Source organism: Saccharothrix sp. CCNWYY140 (assembly GCF_037401995.1).
GTDB lineage: Bacteria > Actinomycetota > Actinomycetes > Mycobacteriales > Pseudonocardiaceae > Actinosynnema.
Genome location: NZ_JBBEGC010000157.1, coordinates 1 through 14,648, shown reverse-complemented (window position 1 = coordinate 14,648; position 14,648 = coordinate 1). Strand labels below are relative to the sequence as shown.

General features: G+C 71.0%; 16 protein-coding genes. 7 read left to right on the top strand and 9 right to left on the bottom strand.

The window, feature by feature from the left end; genetic code table 11:
* Nucleotides 1-18: 18 nt before the first annotated feature.
* A protein-coding gene (locus WBN91_RS35590; protein ID WP_337729345.1) for an IS5 family transposase occupies nucleotides 19-833 on the bottom strand; the annotation gives its coding sequence in 2 pieces (ribosomal slippage) (nucleotides 19-491 and nucleotides 491-833; 816 coding nt in all).
* Between the two features lie 711 nt (nucleotides 834-1,544).
* Here WBN91_RS35590 and WBN91_RS35585 point away from each other — a divergent pair.
* The 3 genes from WBN91_RS35585 to WBN91_RS35575 are packed head-to-tail and all read left to right on the top strand — an operon-like array spanning nucleotide 1,545 to nucleotide 4,191.
* Complete coding sequence (locus WBN91_RS35585; RefSeq protein WP_337728750.1) at nucleotides 1,545-2,120, top strand: response regulator transcription factor; 576 nt, start codon at nucleotides 1,545-1,547, stop codon at nucleotides 2,118-2,120.
* Nucleotides 2,121-2,122: 2 nt separating this feature from the next.
* The gene (locus WBN91_RS35580; RefSeq protein ID WP_337728751.1) at nucleotides 2,123-3,010 is read left to right on the top strand and encodes a DMT family transporter; all 888 of its coding nucleotides are present in this window, start codon (nucleotides 2,123-2,125) and stop codon (nucleotides 3,008-3,010) included.
* Nucleotides 3,007-4,191 (top strand): cation:proton antiporter domain-containing protein, encoded by a 1,185-nt coding sequence (locus WBN91_RS35575; protein WP_337728752.1) that lies wholly within the window; start codon nucleotides 3,007-3,009, stop codon nucleotides 4,189-4,191. Before WBN91_RS35580 ends, WBN91_RS35575 begins: the two co-directional genes overlap by 4 nt.
* On the opposite strand, the gene WBN91_RS35570 is transcribed toward WBN91_RS35575, so the two are convergent.
* From WBN91_RS35570 to WBN91_RS35545, 6 genes are read right to left on the bottom strand one after another with little or no spacing between them, the layout of a single operon-like run.
* The gene (locus WBN91_RS35570) at nucleotides 4,184-4,639 is read right to left on the bottom strand and encodes an aminoacyl-tRNA deacylase (RefSeq protein ID WP_337728753.1); all 456 of its coding nucleotides are present in this window, start codon (nucleotides 4,637-4,639) and stop codon (nucleotides 4,184-4,186) included. The genes WBN91_RS35575 and WBN91_RS35570 overlap by 8 nt on opposite strands.
* Entirely contained in the window at nucleotides 4,636-5,106 is a 471-nt protein-coding gene (locus WBN91_RS35565) for a hypothetical protein (protein ID WP_337728754.1), read from the bottom strand. The genes WBN91_RS35570 and WBN91_RS35565 overlap by 4 nt, the downstream gene beginning before the upstream one ends.
* Nucleotide 5,107: 1 nt before the next feature.
* A complete protein-coding gene (locus WBN91_RS35560; RefSeq protein ID WP_337728755.1) occupies nucleotides 5,108-6,043 on the bottom strand; it encodes an amidohydrolase family protein in 936 nt (311 codons plus the stop codon).
* Nucleotides 6,040-7,398, bottom strand: coding sequence for a TrpB-like pyridoxal phosphate-dependent enzyme (locus tag WBN91_RS35555; protein ID WP_337728756.1), 1,359 nt, complete (start codon nucleotides 7,396-7,398; stop codon nucleotides 6,040-6,042). Before WBN91_RS35555 ends, WBN91_RS35560 begins: the two co-directional genes overlap by 4 nt.
* 11 nt (nucleotides 7,399-7,409) lie before the next feature.
* Nucleotides 7,410-8,753 carry an NAD(P)/FAD-dependent oxidoreductase gene (locus WBN91_RS35550; protein WP_337728757.1) on the bottom strand — a complete coding sequence of 448 codons (1,344 nt, stop codon included), beginning with the start codon at nucleotides 8,751-8,753 and terminating at the stop codon, nucleotides 7,410-7,412.
* Complete coding sequence (locus WBN91_RS35545) at nucleotides 8,740-9,024, bottom strand: acyl carrier protein (RefSeq protein ID WP_337728758.1); 285 nt, start codon at nucleotides 9,022-9,024, stop codon at nucleotides 8,740-8,742. The genes WBN91_RS35550 and WBN91_RS35545 overlap by 14 nt, the downstream gene beginning before the upstream one ends.
* Before the next feature lie 165 nt (nucleotides 9,025-9,189).
* Between WBN91_RS35545 and WBN91_RS35540 the strand changes: the two genes are divergently transcribed.
* Together WBN91_RS35540 and WBN91_RS35535 are read left to right on the top strand one after the other, a co-directional pair.
* A complete protein-coding gene (locus tag WBN91_RS35540) occupies nucleotides 9,190-10,278 on the top strand; it encodes an acyl-CoA dehydrogenase family protein (RefSeq protein WP_337728759.1) in 1,089 nt (362 codons plus the stop codon).
* Complete coding sequence (locus tag WBN91_RS35535; protein WP_337728760.1) at nucleotides 10,275-11,705, top strand: amino acid adenylation domain-containing protein; 1,431 nt, start codon at nucleotides 10,275-10,277, stop codon at nucleotides 11,703-11,705. Before WBN91_RS35540 ends, WBN91_RS35535 begins: the two co-directional genes overlap by 4 nt.
* Here the strand turns inward: WBN91_RS35535 and WBN91_RS35530 are convergent.
* Entirely contained in the window at nucleotides 11,702-12,571 is an 870-nt protein-coding gene (locus tag WBN91_RS35530; protein WP_337728761.1) for an NmrA/HSCARG family protein, read from the bottom strand. The genes WBN91_RS35535 and WBN91_RS35530 overlap by 4 nt on opposite strands.
* 85 nt (nucleotides 12,572-12,656) lie before the next feature.
* Between WBN91_RS35530 and WBN91_RS35525 the strand changes: the two genes are divergently transcribed.
* Nucleotides 12,657-13,202 carry a TetR/AcrR family transcriptional regulator gene (locus WBN91_RS35525; RefSeq protein ID WP_337728762.1) on the top strand — a complete coding sequence of 182 codons (546 nt, stop codon included), beginning with the start codon at nucleotides 12,657-12,659 and terminating at the stop codon, nucleotides 13,200-13,202.
* An 18-nt stretch (nucleotides 13,203-13,220) separates the two neighbouring features.
* On the opposite strand, the gene wrbA is transcribed toward WBN91_RS35525, so the two are convergent.
* Nucleotides 13,221-13,835 carry an NAD(P)H:quinone oxidoreductase gene (gene wrbA / locus WBN91_RS35520; protein WP_337728763.1) on the bottom strand — a complete coding sequence of 205 codons (615 nt, stop codon included), beginning with the start codon at nucleotides 13,833-13,835 and terminating at the stop codon, nucleotides 13,221-13,223.
* A gap of 90 nt (nucleotides 13,836-13,925) precedes the next feature.
* On the opposite strand from wrbA, the gene WBN91_RS35515 reads away from it, so the two are divergent.
* Nucleotides 13,926-14,399 carry a MarR family winged helix-turn-helix transcriptional regulator gene (locus WBN91_RS35515; protein ID WP_337728764.1) on the top strand — a complete coding sequence of 158 codons (474 nt, stop codon included), beginning with the start codon at nucleotides 13,926-13,928 and terminating at the stop codon, nucleotides 14,397-14,399.
* The last annotated feature ends 249 nt before the right edge of the window (nucleotides 14,400-14,648 follow it).

Below are 14,648 nucleotides of genomic sequence, written 5' to 3'. Positions count from 1 at the left end.
AAAGATTAAGAGCTTGTCTCATGTGGCCTTGGTTAGGCGTTTCCAGCAGGTCAGGGTGGCGCCGAGGCTGAGGAACGCGGCGAACAGGATGCCGTGGCGTTCGTATCGGCGGGTGAGGCGTCGGTATCCGGTGGTCCAGGACAGGGTGCGTTCGACGACCCAGCGGTGGCGGCCGAGTCGTGTTCCGGTGTCGCGTCCGGTGCGGGCGATGCGCGGGGTGATGCCCCGCGCGCGTAACCAGTGGCGTAGGTGGTCGGCGTCGTAGGCCTTGTCGCCGTGCAGTTTGTGCGGGCGGCGTCGGCGGCGACCGTGTGGGGTGCGGATCGCGGGGATGCCCCGGACCAGGGGCTTGAGTCCCTGGCTGTCGTGGGTGTTGGCGGCAGAGACGCCGGTGACCAGCGGCAGCCCGGCCCGGTCGGTCAGCACGTGGATCTTGGAGCCGTTCTTGCCCCGGTCCACCGGACTGGGCCCGGTCAGTGAGCCCCCTTTTTGGCCCGCACGTAGGCGGCGTCCACGATCACCCGCGACCAGTCCACCTGATCACGGGTGCCGAGCTCGTCCAGCACGGCGACATGGATCCGCCGCCACAGCCCGGCGTCGGTCCACTGCGCGAACCGGCGATGGGCGGTGGGCGTCGTGACTCCGAACGAGGGCGGCAGGTCCCGCCAGGCGCACCCACTGGTCACGACGTAGACGATCGCGGTGAACACCGCCCGGTCGTCCACCGGGGCCGTCCCGCCACCCTGCGGACGACTCCGAAACCGCGGGATCAACGGCTCCACCAGTGCCCACAACTCGTCGGGCACCAACCTCAATGCCAACCGATCTACCACGGAAGATGATCATACCACGTGAGACAACTTCTAAAAGAGCCTCGCCGGCGGGCAGGCCGCCAAGGATGACACAACTACAAGGGCGGGGGCTTCTTGCTTGTGTCATCCCCGTATGGCCTGGCGGAGCCAACCACAGATTTCCCCGGGTGCCGCTAAAACTTTTTGCTCGTTCCTCGCAAAAACTTTCGGCTGCACCCGGGGAAATCTGTGGTAGCCCTTCGGGCAGGCCATACGGGGATGACGGAAGAAGCCCAAGTGGGGAGGTCTGCTGCGCGAGCTACTTCGAAAAGCGCGCGCCCTGCGGGCGTGGAAGCAGCGTCCTGGGGCGGGAAGGGTTGGCGGGCGTGTGGGCGTGTGGGCGCGTGAAGAGGCGGGGGGCGTGGGTGTGGGGGCGTGTGGGCGTGGAGGGAGTGCGCCGGCGAGGTGGGCCGGCGTGGGGGGTCGAGGGTCGCGTGGGCGGTCTCGGTGCTTCGGCTTCGGGCTGCCGGGGCGCGGCCACCCGTTCGGCCCAATCTCGGCGGTCCGGTTGATTTGATCGTGGATCGCGGGAAACATTGATCGGGCCTTGGGGGAAACAGTCCACACTGGACGGACACGGTGGACGGGGCGACACGAGGACCAGGTTGGGGGCCTGTACCAGTGCAGAACGCGTTCTTGGCGAAAACGACGCGATTACTCATCGCGGAACACCGCACGCTTTTTCGGATCGGCTTGCGGAAAATCCTCGACGACACCGCCGGAATGGAGGTGGTGCACCAGGTCGACACCTACGAGGGGTTGGTTCGGCACGCTGCCGATGAGGCGGACGTCGTGGTGATCGGGGCGTTGGCGGACGTGCCGCGACCGCCGGTGGCTGCTCGGCGGTTCCTGGACAGTCGGGTCTCGGAGCGGACTGCGGTGCTCGTGGTGGATGACCGGGCCGTGTTGCCCGCCGCGCCGCGGGTGGGGGTGTTGCCGCCGGGGGCTGGGCCGGACGAGTTCCTCAGTGCGATCCGGATGCTGGCCGCCGGGTACGCGTTCTTCGCGCGTGCCGAACCGGTCGACCCGGTGGAGGCGCCCGAGCAGATCACCCGGCGGGAGACCGACGTGCTGCGGTTGCTGGTCAGCGGTCAGACCAACCTGGAGATGGCGCGTGAGCTGTCGCTGACCGAGAGCACGGTCAAGTTCCACGTGCAGAACCTGCTGCGCAAGCTGCGGCTGCCCAACCGGGCCAGTGCGGTCGCCTACGCCTACGAGACGGGCCTGATCAGTGTCGGCGAACTGCCGACGCAGGTGTGGAGGCCCTAGCGGTGCGGGTCGGTGACGGCGGGCGTGGCGCATTGGGTGCCGCGACCGCGATGTTCTGCGTCGGCACGCTGACCGGGGTGTCCCCGGCGCTGCACGGCTACCCCGTCTACGGCGGCCAGGCCGTGCGGTACCTCGTCGGTGCGGTGCTGCTGCTGGTGGTGGCGCAGGTGGTCGGCGGTGGGTTGTTGCGGCCGACTCGGCGCGAGGCGGTGTTCCTGTTCCTGTTGGCCGCTACCGGGTTGACCGCGTTCAACGTGCTCATCGTGGAGAGCACGCGGTTCGCCGACCCGGCCACCGTGGGCACGGTCGTGGCCGCGGTGCCGATCGTGCTGGCGTTGGTGGGGCCGGCGGTGGAGCGGCGCAAGCCCGCGCCGCGGGTGCTGATGGCCGCTGTGGTCGTGGTGGTCGGGGTGGCCGTGACCTCCGGGTTCGGTGGCGGCACGCCGCTGGGGCTGCTGTTGGCGTTCGGGGCGCTGGCCTGCGAGGCCGGGTTCTCGCTGCTGGCGCTGCCGGTGCTGGGACGGTTGGGTGCGATCCGGGTGTCGGCGTACTCGGCCGCGTTGGCGGTGCCGCAGTTGGCCGTGGTCGGGCTGGTGGTGGACGGAGCGGACGTGGTGCGGGTGCCGACCGTGCCGGAGGCGTTGGCGTTGGCGTACCTGGCGGTGGTGGTGACGGTGTTCGCGTTCCTGTGCTGGTACGCCTCCCTGCCCCGGTTGGGCGCGGACCGGGCGGGCCTGTTCTCGGGGTTCCTGCCGATCGGGGCGATCGTGTCCGGGGTGCTGCTGGGCACCGGGCACCCGGGGCTCGTGGACCTGTTCGGCGTCGGGCTGGTGCTGGTGGGGCTGGCGATCGGGCTGCGGCCGGCGCGGGCGGAGGTCGGTGTCCGGTGACCTCGCACCAGGTGGTCCTGCTGCTGATAGCGCTCGCCGTGATCGTGACCTTGGCGAGGGTGATGGGTGCGTTGGCCAAGCGGCTCGCGCAGCCGGCCGTGGTCGGCGAGATCGTCGCGGGCGTGCTGGTCGGGCCGACGCTGTTCGGCGGCGCGATCGCGGACGTGGTGTTCCCGGTGGACATCCGGCCCATGCTGGGTTCGCTGGCCAACGTGGGCCTGGTGTTCTTCATGTTCCTGGTCGGACTGGAGTTCGACCGGGAGTTGTTGCGCGGGCGGGCCAAGGCGGTGGCGTCGGTGGCCGCCGGGTCGATGCTGGTGCCGTTCGTGCTCGGTGTCCTGCTGGCGCTGACGATGGCCGACGACCGCACCGGCTTCGTGCTCTACCTCGGCACGGCGATGGCGGTCACCGCGTTCCCCGTGCTGGCGCGGATCATCACGGACTTCCGGCTCGGCGGCACGCGCCTGGGCGCGCTCGCGCTGGGCAGCGCCGCCGTGGGCGACCTGGTGGCGTGGTCGATGCTGGCGGTGGCCATCGCGACGATCGGCGCCGGGTCGCCGGACCAGTGGCGGCTGCTGCTGGCCGTGCCGCTGGTGGCGGTGAGCTTCCTGGTGGTGCGGCCGGTGCTGGGCAGGCTCAGCCGCACGCGGGACTTGTTCGCCGCCGTGCTGGTCGGGCTGCTGGTGTGGAGTGCGCTGGCGGAGTGGATGGGCCTGCACTTCATCTTCGGCGCGTTCCTGTTCGGCCTGGTCATGCCGCGCGACCCGGAGCTGCGGGCGGCGGTGACCAGCCCGGTCGAGCAGGTCGGCCGGGTGTTGCTGCTGCCGGTGTACTTCGTCGTGGCCGGGCTGAAGGTGGACCTGTCCGGGCTCGCCGTGGGCTGGGTCGGGTTCGCGCTGATCATGGTGGTGGCCGTGGGCGGCAAGTTCACCGGCACGGTGCTGGGCGCGCGGCTGGCCCGCGTCGGCTGGCGGCAGTCGGTGGCGCTGGGCACGCTGATGAACACCCGCGGCCTGACCGAGTTGGTGATGCTGGGCATCGGCCTGGAGCTGGGGCTGCTGGGTCCCGACCTCTACTCGCAGCTCGTGCTGATGGCCGTGGTCACCACGATGATGACCGGACCGCTGCTCAAGCTCTTCTACCTGCGCAAACGACAACCGGTGCCGGAGCCGGTCAACTGACCTCGGCGAGCACCGGCCGCACCAGGGCCACCAGGTCGGCGGCCTCCACCTGCACGGTCTCGTCGTCCCGGCCGCTGCCGCAGTACACCGTGCCCATGTCCGGCACGGAGCTGTGGAAGACGACCGTGCGCGGCTCCACGCGGGTCACCGGGCTGATGCCGCCGGGGGCCATGCCGAGCTCGCGCAGGTCGTCCTCGCCGGCGCGGCGCAGCTTCGACCGGGACACGCCCGCGGCCTTGGCGACCTTGCCGTACCCGACCGGCAGCAGCATCGGCAGCGACACCAGCACGAACCGGCCGTCCTCGGCCCGGAACGCCAGGGTCTTGAGCAGCTTCTCCGCGGGCAGGTCCAGTTCGCGCTCGATGTCCTCGTACGTGCGGATCGGCGGGTGCGTGAACGTGGAAAAGGAGATGCCGGAGTCCTTCAGGATTTCCACGGGACTGCTCATGGGCGCAGCGTATCGGGCTCGGTGGCGGCCACCGCGATCGGGGCGGAATTCCGTTTGCGGATCAACCCGTAGAACACCAGCGTCATGACAGGTCGGCCGGATTCGTCGAGCAATTCGCCGCGCTGGCGCACCACCCCGCACTCCGGGCGGGTCAGCGACGGGGCCGTGCCGAGCACCGTGGCCCGTCCCACCAGCACGTCTCCCGGCCGGACCGGCCGCAGCCAGTGCAGTTCGGCTATTCCAGGCGACACGTCGGCCGCAGCGCTGCGGATTACCGAATCGACGTACAGGCGCATGAACGCCGCCGCCACGTGCCACCCGCTGGCGATCGGCGGTTCACCCGATCCGCCGATGTGCCGGGGTTGCGGGTCGTACAAGTGGGCGAATGCGCGGATCTCGTCCTCGGTGAGCGCACGACGACCCAATTCGTGCACCTCGCCGACCCGGAAATCCTCGAAATAGCGCACGCTACCCCCTTCGCAGCCGGGGGAAGAGGTCCAGGGCGGCGGCGCCCACAGCCACGCGGTGGGCGGCCACGTCCCGGCGGGTCGCCGCCACCACGGGTTCGCCCATGAACGGGAAGTCCGTGCCGAACAGGACGTGGTCGGGCGGGGCCACGCTGTCCACGCAGGACAGGGCCGCAGCGGAGAAGGCCTGCGCGGTCTCGTAGTACAGCCCGGCCAGCTCGTCGCGCACCGAGCCGTCGCGGTCGGGCAGCACCCACGTCTGCGCCAGTTCCAGGCGGCCGGCCAGGAACGGGATCGTGCCGCCGCCGTGCGCCAGGACGAACCGGATCCGCGGGTACCGCCGCAGCACGCCCCGGAACAGCAGGTTCGACACCGCGCGGGTGGTGTCCATGACGAAGTCGACCAGGGGCGGCGGGACCACGGCCGGGAAGTCCTCCGCGCCCGTGCAGGAGCACCGGTAGCCGGGGTTCGGGTGGACCAGCACGACCGCCGCCCGCCGGTCCAGCTCGGCGAACAGCGGCTCCTGCGCCGGGTCGCCCAGCAACGCCCCGTCCGCGAGGCTGGCGGGCAGCACGACGCCGTCGGCTTGCAGGGCGTCGAAGACGTGCCCGACCTCGACGAGGGAGGCGTCGAGGTCGGGCAGCGGCAGGGTGGCGAGCAGGCCGAAGCGGTCGGGGTGCGCCGCGACCACCTCGGCGGTCCACTCGTTGGTCGCGCGCACCAGCTCGGCGGCGTCGGGCAGCACCAGGGCCTTGTCCGGCATGAGCACGGACAGCAGCGCCGCGTCCAGACCGCAGTTCTCCATGACCCGCAAGGAGTCCTCGACCCGCCACCGCGGCACCGGCACGCCCGGCGCCATGTGGGTCACGCCCCGGTGCGCCAGCGCGTCGGCCAGCGCACCGTGGTAGGCGTGGTGGTGCACGTCGACCCAGGTCATGTCGTCGCGACCTGCGGCAGGTCGGCCAGGGCGGCGTCGATCTCCTCCTGCGGCAGCTCGTAGTCCTCCAGCTTCCCGGCGAGGAACGCGTCGTAGGCGCCCATGTCGAAGTGGCCGTGCCCGGAGAACCCGAAGAGGATGGTGCGCGCCTCACCGGCTTCCTTGGCCGCCAACGCCTCCGCCACCGCGCCGCGCAGGGCGTGCGAGGACTCCGGCGCCATCACGAACCCCTCGGAGCGGGCGAACCGCACGGCCTCGGTGAACACCTCGTTCTGGTTGTACGCGCGGGCCTCCACGAAACCGTCGTCGTGCAGCAGGCACAACGTGGGCGCGTCACCGTGGAACCGCAGGCCGCCGGCGTGGATCGGCGCGGGGATGAAACCGTGGCCCACGGTCCGCATGTGCAGCAACGGGCCGAGCCCGGCGACGTCCGGGTAGTCGTAGGTCAGCTTGCCCCGGGTCAGGGTCGGGCAGGCGGCCGGTTCCGCCGCGATGAACCGGGTGTCCCGGCGGCCGGCGAGCTTGTCGGCCATGAACGGGAACGCCAGGCCGGAGTAGTTCGAGCCGCCGCCGACGCAGCCGATCACCACGTCCGGGTAGTCGTCGGCCAGCTCGAACTGCTTCTTGGCCTCCAGGCCGATGATCGTCTGGTGCAGCACCACGTGGTTCATCGCCGACCCGAGCGCGAACTTGGTGTCGTCGTGGGCCAGCGCGTCCTCCACGGCCTCGCTGATGGCGATGCCCAGGCTGCCCGGCGAGTCCGGCTCCGCTTCGAGGATCTTGCGCCCGGCCTGCGTGCGGGTGCTCGGCGACGGGAACACCTCCGCGCCCCACGTCTCCATCAGCGAGTGCCGGTGCGGTTTCTGCTGGAAGGACGCCTTGACCATGTACACGGTGACGTCGATGCCGAACAGGCTGCCCGCGAACGACAACGCCGAACCCCATTGCCCCGCACCGGTTTCCGTCGTCACCCGCTTCACGCCCTCGACGGAGTTGTAGTACACCTGCGGCACGGCGGTGTTGGGCTTGTGCGACCCCGCCGGCGACACGGCCTCGTACTTGAAGTAGATGCGGGCGGGCGTGTCCAGCGCCTTCTCCAGCCGGTTCGCCCGGTACAGCGGGGACGGCCGCCAGATCCGGTACAGCTCCTGCACCGGCTCGGGGATGTCGATCCACCGCTCGGTGCTCATCTCCTGCTCGATCACGGCCTGCGGCAGCAGGGGCGCGAGGTCCGCGGCGGTCATCGGCTCGTGCGTGACCGGGTGCAGCGGCGGCAGGAGCGGCCGGGGCAGGTCGGGCACGATGTTGTACCACTGGGTCGGGGTCTCGTCCTCGGACAGCACGAACTTCTTCACGGCAGCCCCTCTCAGAACATCGGTGCCTGGCTGGGCGCGCGCAGGGTGCCCAGGTGCTGGTGCCACAGGTGGTCGGGGTTCTCCTCGACCTCGCGGGTGATCTCCCGCATCCGGGTCAGCGCGGTCGGCTCGCCGCCCTCGTAGACGTCGCCTTGCAGCATGCGCAGCACGTCGATGCGGTAGCGCGGGTCGGCGACGAACGCGGTGAACAGGATGTTGAGCCGGTAGTAGATGGAGATGAACTCGTACCAGTTGCCCACCGCCCGGCGCAGCTTGCCCTCGAAGGTCTGGAAGGACGCCTTGGAGAAGTCGCCCTTCTCGGCGGCGGCGACGATGTCGTAGGAGGCCAGCCGCGCGCTGTTCATGGCCACGCTGACCCCGCTGGAGAAGATCGGGTCCACGAACCGGGCGGCGTCGCCGACCATCAGCCAGCCGTCGCCGCAGATCTGCCGCATGGCGTAGCTGTAGTCGCCCTCGGGCTTGAACGGCCGCACGCGTTCGCTGTTGCGCAGCGCCTCCGCCAGCTCGGGCCGGGTCTGCATGGACTGGTCGAAGAACTCGCCCCACTGCTGCTTGGCGGCGGTGAAGTGCTTCTTCTGCGTGACCACGCCGACGCTGGTGATGCTGTCGGTGATGGGGATCTGCCACACCCACGTGTCGGTGATCGGCAGGAAGTGGATGAAGATGAAGTCGGCCTGCTTGGCGTCCACCGCCAGCGCGGCCCGGTCGAGGCCGTCGTACCAGGTGTGGATGGCGTACTGGTTGAACACCGGGTCGGGCACCTTGAGCTTGAGCTGGCGGCCCAGCAGGGTGCTGCGCCCGCTGGCGTCCACCACCATCCGCACCCGCACGCCGACCTCGCGGCGGCCCATCGTGAAGACGATCCGCTTGACCTCTTCTTCCAGTTCGATGCGCTGCACGCGCACGCCCTCGTACACCTTCGCGCCCTGGGACTCGGAGTGCTGCAACAGCAGCAGGTCGTACGCGCCCCGGTCGACGTGGTAGGTGTAGTCCTGCTGGACGCCCTTCTGGTCGCGCTCGCGGAACTCCACCTCGGCGGCCTTGAAGCCGTGCGAGAGCTGGAAGCCCATCGGCGAGATGTCGCTGCGGGTCGCGGACGTCCAGGCGGCCCCGTACTTGCGCGGGAACCCGCCTTTGTCCACTTTGTCCAGTGCGCCGATGTCGGCCAGCACCGGCGTGGTGGCCGGGATCAGCGACTCGCCCACGTGCGGCCGGGGGAACAGCTCCCCCTCCAGCACGACGCAGGACAGGCCGGCGCGGGCCAGGTAGGAGGCGATCGTCGAGCCGGCGGGTCCGCCGCCGACGATGCCGATGTCGAAGTCAACGTCTGCCACGGGTCTCCCCCAGCTCGGTGCGGTCGAGGTCCAGCACGAGCGCGGTGATGCTGTCCAGGTCGCGGAAGTTGCGGCCCACCATGCGCTCGGCGGGCACGTCGACGCCGAAGCGCTCCTGGATGAACACCACCAGGCTGGTGGTCGTCAGGCTGTTGAGGATGCCCCACTCCAGCAGCGGGGTGTCCGGGCCGACCTCCACCCCCGCCGAGGGGTCGAGGACCTTGTCCCGGATGAACCCCGTCAGCTCCGCGAGGACTTCGGCATGCTCCATCTGCGTCTCCGTCACTGCTCCGCACCACCGGCGGCTCGATGCTACGGAGCGTGGAAAACCGTTGTCTTCACTCGGAATGCGAGGTGCGGCCCGTTCCTTCGGCCGGGGCCGGACCGACATTCCTGTTGAGGACAAAGGAAGTTCCGGTGGTTATGCTTCCGTCGCGTGGACTTCGGATGGCACGCCGACGAGGACGTGGAGCGGGTCCTGGCGCAGACGTGGACCCCGGGCGGTTGGCGGCTGTGCGGGGAGCTGGGACTGCTGGGGTTGAGCGTTCCGGTGGAATACGGCGGGTCGGGGCGGGGTTTCCTGGACACGGCCCGGCTCGCGGAGGCGTTCGGGACCTCCTGCGCGGACCTCGGGCTGGTGTTCTCCGCCCTGGCGCACCTGTTCGCGTGCGCCATGCCGATCGCCGAGCACGGTGGTCCGCGGGTGCGCGAACGGGTGCTGCCGCTGCTCGCGTCGGGCGAGTGGGTCGGCGCGAACGCCATCACCGAGGCCGACGCCGGGTCCGACGTGACGGCGCTGCGGACCTCGGCGCGGCTGGACGGCGACCACTACGTGTTGGACGGGGTGAAGTCGTTCGTCAGCAACGGTCCGGCGGCCGATGTCTTCGTGGTGTACGCGGTGACCGATCCGGAGTTCGGGCACCTGGGCGTGACCGCGTTCGTGGTCGAGCGCGGGACGCCGGGGCTGGTGGTCGGGCCGGCGTTCACCAAGACCGCGCTGACCACGTGCCAGGCCGGGGAGGTGCGGCTGGAGGGGTGCCGGGTGCCCGCGGACCACGTGCTGGGCGTGCCGGGGCAGGGCGCGGCGATCTTCCAGTCCTCCATGCGGTGGGAGCGGACGTGCCTGTTCGCCGCCTACCTCGGGCAGGCCGGGCGGCTGCTGGACCGGTGCGTCGAGCACGCCCGGACGCGGCGGCAGTTCGGGCGCCCGATCGGGGCGAACCAGGCCGTGGCGCACCCCCTCGCGCGGCTGCGGTCGCGGTGGGAGGCGGCGCGGTTGCTGCTGTGGCGGGCGTGTTGGCGGCTGGACCGCGGCGAGCGGGCGGCGTGGGACGTGGCGGCGGCGAAGCTCGCGGTCAGCGAGGTGGCGGTGGACGCGGCGCTGTTCACCATGCGGGTGCTGGGCGGGACCGGGGTGCTCGACGCGAGCGTGGCGGCCGACCTGGTGGACGCGGTGGCCGCCACCACGTTCTCCGGGACCTCGGAGGTGCAGCTCGAACAGATGGCCAAGGAGCTGGGGTTGTGATCCTGCCGGACCTGGTGCGGGAGAGCGCTCGTCGGGACGGGTCGGCGCTCGCGGTGTGGTCGGTCGAGGGGACGTTGACGTACGCGGAGTTGGACCTTGAGGCTTCGCGGGTCGGGCGGTATCTGTCCACTTTGGGCGTTGGAGTGGGTGATCGGGTCGCGCTGTGGTTGCCGAAGTCGTTGACGGCGGTTGTGGCTATGCAGGCGGTGCTTCGGCTTGGTGCGGCTTATGTGCCGATCGACCCGCTGAGCCCAGTCGAGCGTGCCCGGCAGGTGATCGGGGATTGCGCGCCGGTGGTGGTGTTGACGACTCCCGAGAACGTGGGTTCCGTGCCCGGGGCGGTGTCCGTGGAGTTGGGCGGTGGTCCGGTGGAGGACTTGCCGGTCGCGCCGGCCGCGCCCGACGACTTGGCCTACATCTTGTACACGTCCGGGTCCACGGGTGTGCCGAAGGGTGTCCGGATCTCGCACCGCAACGCGTTGGCCTTCGTGGAGTGGGCGGCGGATGAGCTGGGGGCTTCTCCGGCGGACCGGTTCGCCAACCACGCTCCCCTGCACTTCGACTTGTCGGTGCTGGACTTGTATGTGGCTTTCCTGGCCGGGGCTTGCGTGGTGTTGGTTCCGCAGGAGTCGGCCTATGCGCCTTCGCGGTTGGTTGATCTGCTTGTGTCGCAACGGATCACGGTGTGGTACTCGGTGCCTTCGGTGTTGATCCTGATGGCGCGCAACGGGTTGTTGGAGACTGCTCTGCCTGAGTTGCGAGCGGTGTTGTTCGCCGGCGAGCCTTATCCCGTGGACCACTTGCGGGCTCTGCGGGCGCATCTGCCTGAGGTGCGGTTGCTGAACCTGTATGGGCCTACGGAGACGAACGTGTGCACCTTTTATGAGGTGGGCGAGGTGCCGGACTCGTGGACGCGGGCCGCGCCGATCGGGCGGGCGTGTTCGGGCGACACGGTGTGGGCGGTCCGGGACGACGGCACGCCCGCCGGGATCGGGGAAGAGGGTGAGCTGGTGGTGTCGGGGCCCACGGTGATGCTCGGCTACCACGGTCGGCCGCCGCACACCGGTCCTTACGCCACCGGGGACCGGGTCGTGCTCACGGCCGGTGGTGACTACATCTACCTGGGTCGGCGCGACGGCATGGTGAAGGTGCGCGGCAACCGAGTGGAGCTGGGCGACATCGAGGCGGCGTTGCAGGCACACCCGGCGGTCAGCCAGGTCGCCGTCACCGTGCGCGGAACCGGTCTGGAGGCGCGGTTGGTCGCCCATGTGGTGGCGGTCGGGGAGTTCGGGTTGCTGGACGCCAAACGCCACTGTGCGGGTCTGTTGCCACGGCACATGATCGTGGACGAGGTGCGCTTGCTGCCCACCCTGCCCCGAACCGCGACCGGCAAACTCGACCGCCTGGCGTTGGACGGGGCACGCTAGGCGGCGGGGCGGCCACCGAAGGCCGCGCGGGCCAGTGCCGCGCCTTCCTCCGCGAGCCAGGACCGGAAGTCCAGCAGGCCCGGGTGTTCCGCGCGCAGCGCCGGGAGGTCCGCCCGCCAGCCGGCGAAGCGCTCGGCCCGCTCCAGGTCGTCCAGGCTCAGGCCGAGCGCGGCCAAGGCCTCGGGCGGCAGAGGCGAGGTGTCCACCGGCCTGCCCAGCACCTCGCCGAACGCCGTCGCCAACTCCTCCCGGGTCACCTCGTCGCCCGCCAGTTCGACCTCCCGGCCCACGAACCGGTCGGGGTCGGCGAAAGCCAAGCCCGCGAACGCCCCGATGTCCCGGACGGCGACCACTTGGACCTTCCGACGCGCGGGCATCATCCGCACCAGGGGCACCGGCCCCAGCACGCCGGTCGTGGCCGAGGCGTGGTTCTCCAGGAACATCACCGGGCGCAGGATGGTGGCGGGCAGGCCCAGCGCCCGGATGTGCCGCTCGATCTCCCACTTGGTGTTCCAGTGGGAGATGCCGCTGTCCCGCTCGGCCCCGCCGACCGAGGCGTAGACGAAGTGCCGCACACCGGCAGCCAGGGCCGCGTCGGCGACGTTCTTGCCCATCGCGACCTCGTCGACGTCGAAGTGGGGTGGGCCGGCGGCGGGTTGCACGCTGAACACGCCGTGCACGCCCTCCATCGCGCGGTCGAGGGCGGCGCGGTCGAGCATGTCGCCGACCACCGGGGTCGTGCCGGGCACGAACCGCTCCGCCGAGCGCACCAGCGCGCGGACCTCCCAACCGTCGTCCAGCAGGCGGCGGGCCGTGGCACCTCCCTGCTGACCGGTGGCACCGGTGACCAACACCGTCCCGCTCATGGCGAACCCCCGTCGACTAGTATCCGGAGCACTGCTCCGGAACATACGGAGCAGTGCTCCGCTTGTCAACGGAAGGGCGGGACGCATGGCCGAGCGCGCCGACGCGCGGCGCAACCACGACCTGATCGTGTCGGTGGCGGCGGAGGCCTTCGCCGAGCACGGCGTGGACACGTCGTTGCGGGACATCGCACGCCGGGCGGGGGTGGGGATCGCCACCCTCTACCGGCACTTCCCCACCCGCGAGGCGCTGGTGGAAGCCCTGCTGCGGCAGCGGTTCGACCGGTTGCGCGCGCGGGCCGAAGAACTGGCGGACGAGCCGCCCGCGACGGCGTTGGCCCGGTGGCTGACCGACGTCGCCACCGGGTCGGCGACCTATCGCGGGCTGCCCGAGTCGGTGCTGGCCGCACTGCGGGACGAGGACTCCGAGCTGCACTCGTCGTGCGTCGCCATGCGCGCGGCGGGCGCGGAACTGCTCGCCGGGGCACAGGAAGCGGGCGCGGTGGCGGCCGACGTGACACCGGAGGAGGCGCTGACGATCGCCACCGGCTTGGCGTGGGCGAGCGAGCGGTCCGGGATCGCGGTGGACCGGCTGCTCACCCTCGCCCTCGACGGGCTCGCGCCCCGGCACTGACCACCCGCGCCGGCCACCTCACGCCGCGGCGGCGCTGATCGCCCGCGCGAACCGCACGACCCGTTCCGCCTGCACGCGTGCCGACTCGCGGGTGGTCTCGTCGACCGCCAGCGTGCCGCCGCCGTCGTGGTGGGCGGTGCCGTACGGGTTGCCGTCGAGGAACTTGTGCGGGTGGGTGTAGCCGGGGGCCACGACGATGCCGCCGAAGTGGTGGAACGTGTGGGTCAGCGCGAGGATCGTCGACTCCTGGCCGCCGTGCAGCGTGCCGGTCGAGGTGAACCCGCTGTAGACCTTGTCCGCCAAGAGGCCCTGCTGCCACACGCCGCCGAGCGTGTCCAGGAACTGCTTGAGCTGCGAGGCGATGTTGCCGAACCGGGTCGGCGACCCCATGATCACCGCGTCGGCCCACACGAGGTCGTCCGCGGTGGCCTCCGGGACGTCGGCGGTGGCCTCGGCGTTGGCCTTCCACTCCGGCTTGGCCTCCACGACCGCACGCGGGGCGAGCTCGGCGACCTTGCGCAGCCGCACCTCCGCACCCAGCTTCTCGGCGGCGTCCGCCATCTCCTGCGCGATCGCCGCCACGCTGCCGGTGGCGGAGTAGTACACGATCGCGACCTTGACCTGGCTGGTCACTGCGTCCCCCAAGGGTGTCCGGTGATCACTTCCGACGATCACGGTATAGTCACCTGTAGAGATAGTCAAATATGGTGACTATCGCCCCCGATGACCACTGGAGGAGACTTGCGCCGCAGCGAGCGGAAGCGGACCGACCCCGACCTGGGCGTGCTCACCAGCTGGCTGCTGTTCGCCGTGCAGGAGGAGCTGTTCACCACGCTGGCCGAACGCGGACACCCCGACCTGCGGCCCCAACACGGCGCGGTGATGGCCTACCTGGACCCGGAAGGCACCCGCGCCACCGACCTCGCCCGCCACTCCGGCCAGCACAAGCAGGTCATCGGCAAGCTGCTGGACGAGCTGGAAGCCCTGGGCTACGTGCAGCGGCGGCCCGATCCAACCGACCGACGCGCGAAGCTGGTAGTGCCGACCGAGCGAGGGCTGGACCACATGGCTGTTTCCGACGAGATCATGGCGGCTGTGGACGCCCGATACGCGGAGGCGTTCGGGGCGGAGCGGTACGCGGAGTTCAAGCGGCTGTACGCGGAGCTGACCGAGCGGCAGCGCGCCTGGCGGCCCTGACGACGGGCTCACCCGCGCCGACCCTCGGCAGGCTCGGCACGGCGGGCGGCCAGGCGGAGAGAGGCGCGACGGGCGGCCAGGCGGGGAGAGGCGCGACGGGCGGCCAGGCGGAGAGAGGCGCGGCGGGCCAGCAGCAACGGGTGCGGTGAGCAGACAGCGGCCCGGCGGGGCGCGGCGGGCGGGGCACGGCGGGCGGGGCACGGCGGGCGGGGCACGGCGGGCGGGGCACGGCGGGCGGGGCACGGCGGG

What these genes read in the sequence shown, in the direction of transcription:
- WBN91_RS35570 (WP_337728753.1), bottom strand. Translation starts at nt 4,639, where the DNA reads ATGAGCAGTCCCGTGGAAATCCTGAAGGACTCCGGCATCTCCTTTTCC.
- WBN91_RS35560 (WP_337728755.1), bottom strand. Translation starts at nt 6,043, where the DNA reads ATGACCTGGGTCGACGTGCACCACCACGCCTACCACGGTGCGCTGGCC.
- WBN91_RS35545 (WP_337728758.1), bottom strand. Translation starts at nt 9,024, where the DNA reads ATGGAGCATGCCGAAGTCCTCGCGGAGCTGACGGGGTTCATCCGGGAC.
- WBN91_RS35530 (WP_337728761.1), bottom strand. Translation starts at nt 12,571, where the DNA reads ATGAGCGGGACGGTGTTGGTCACCGGTGCCACCGGTCAGCAGGGAGGT.
- WBN91_RS35525 (WP_337728762.1), top strand. Translation starts at nt 12,657, where the DNA reads ATGGCCGAGCGCGCCGACGCGCGGCGCAACCACGACCTGATCGTGTCG.
- WBN91_RS35515 (WP_337728764.1), top strand. Translation starts at nt 13,926, where the DNA reads ATGACCACTGGAGGAGACTTGCGCCGCAGCGAGCGGAAGCGGACCGAC.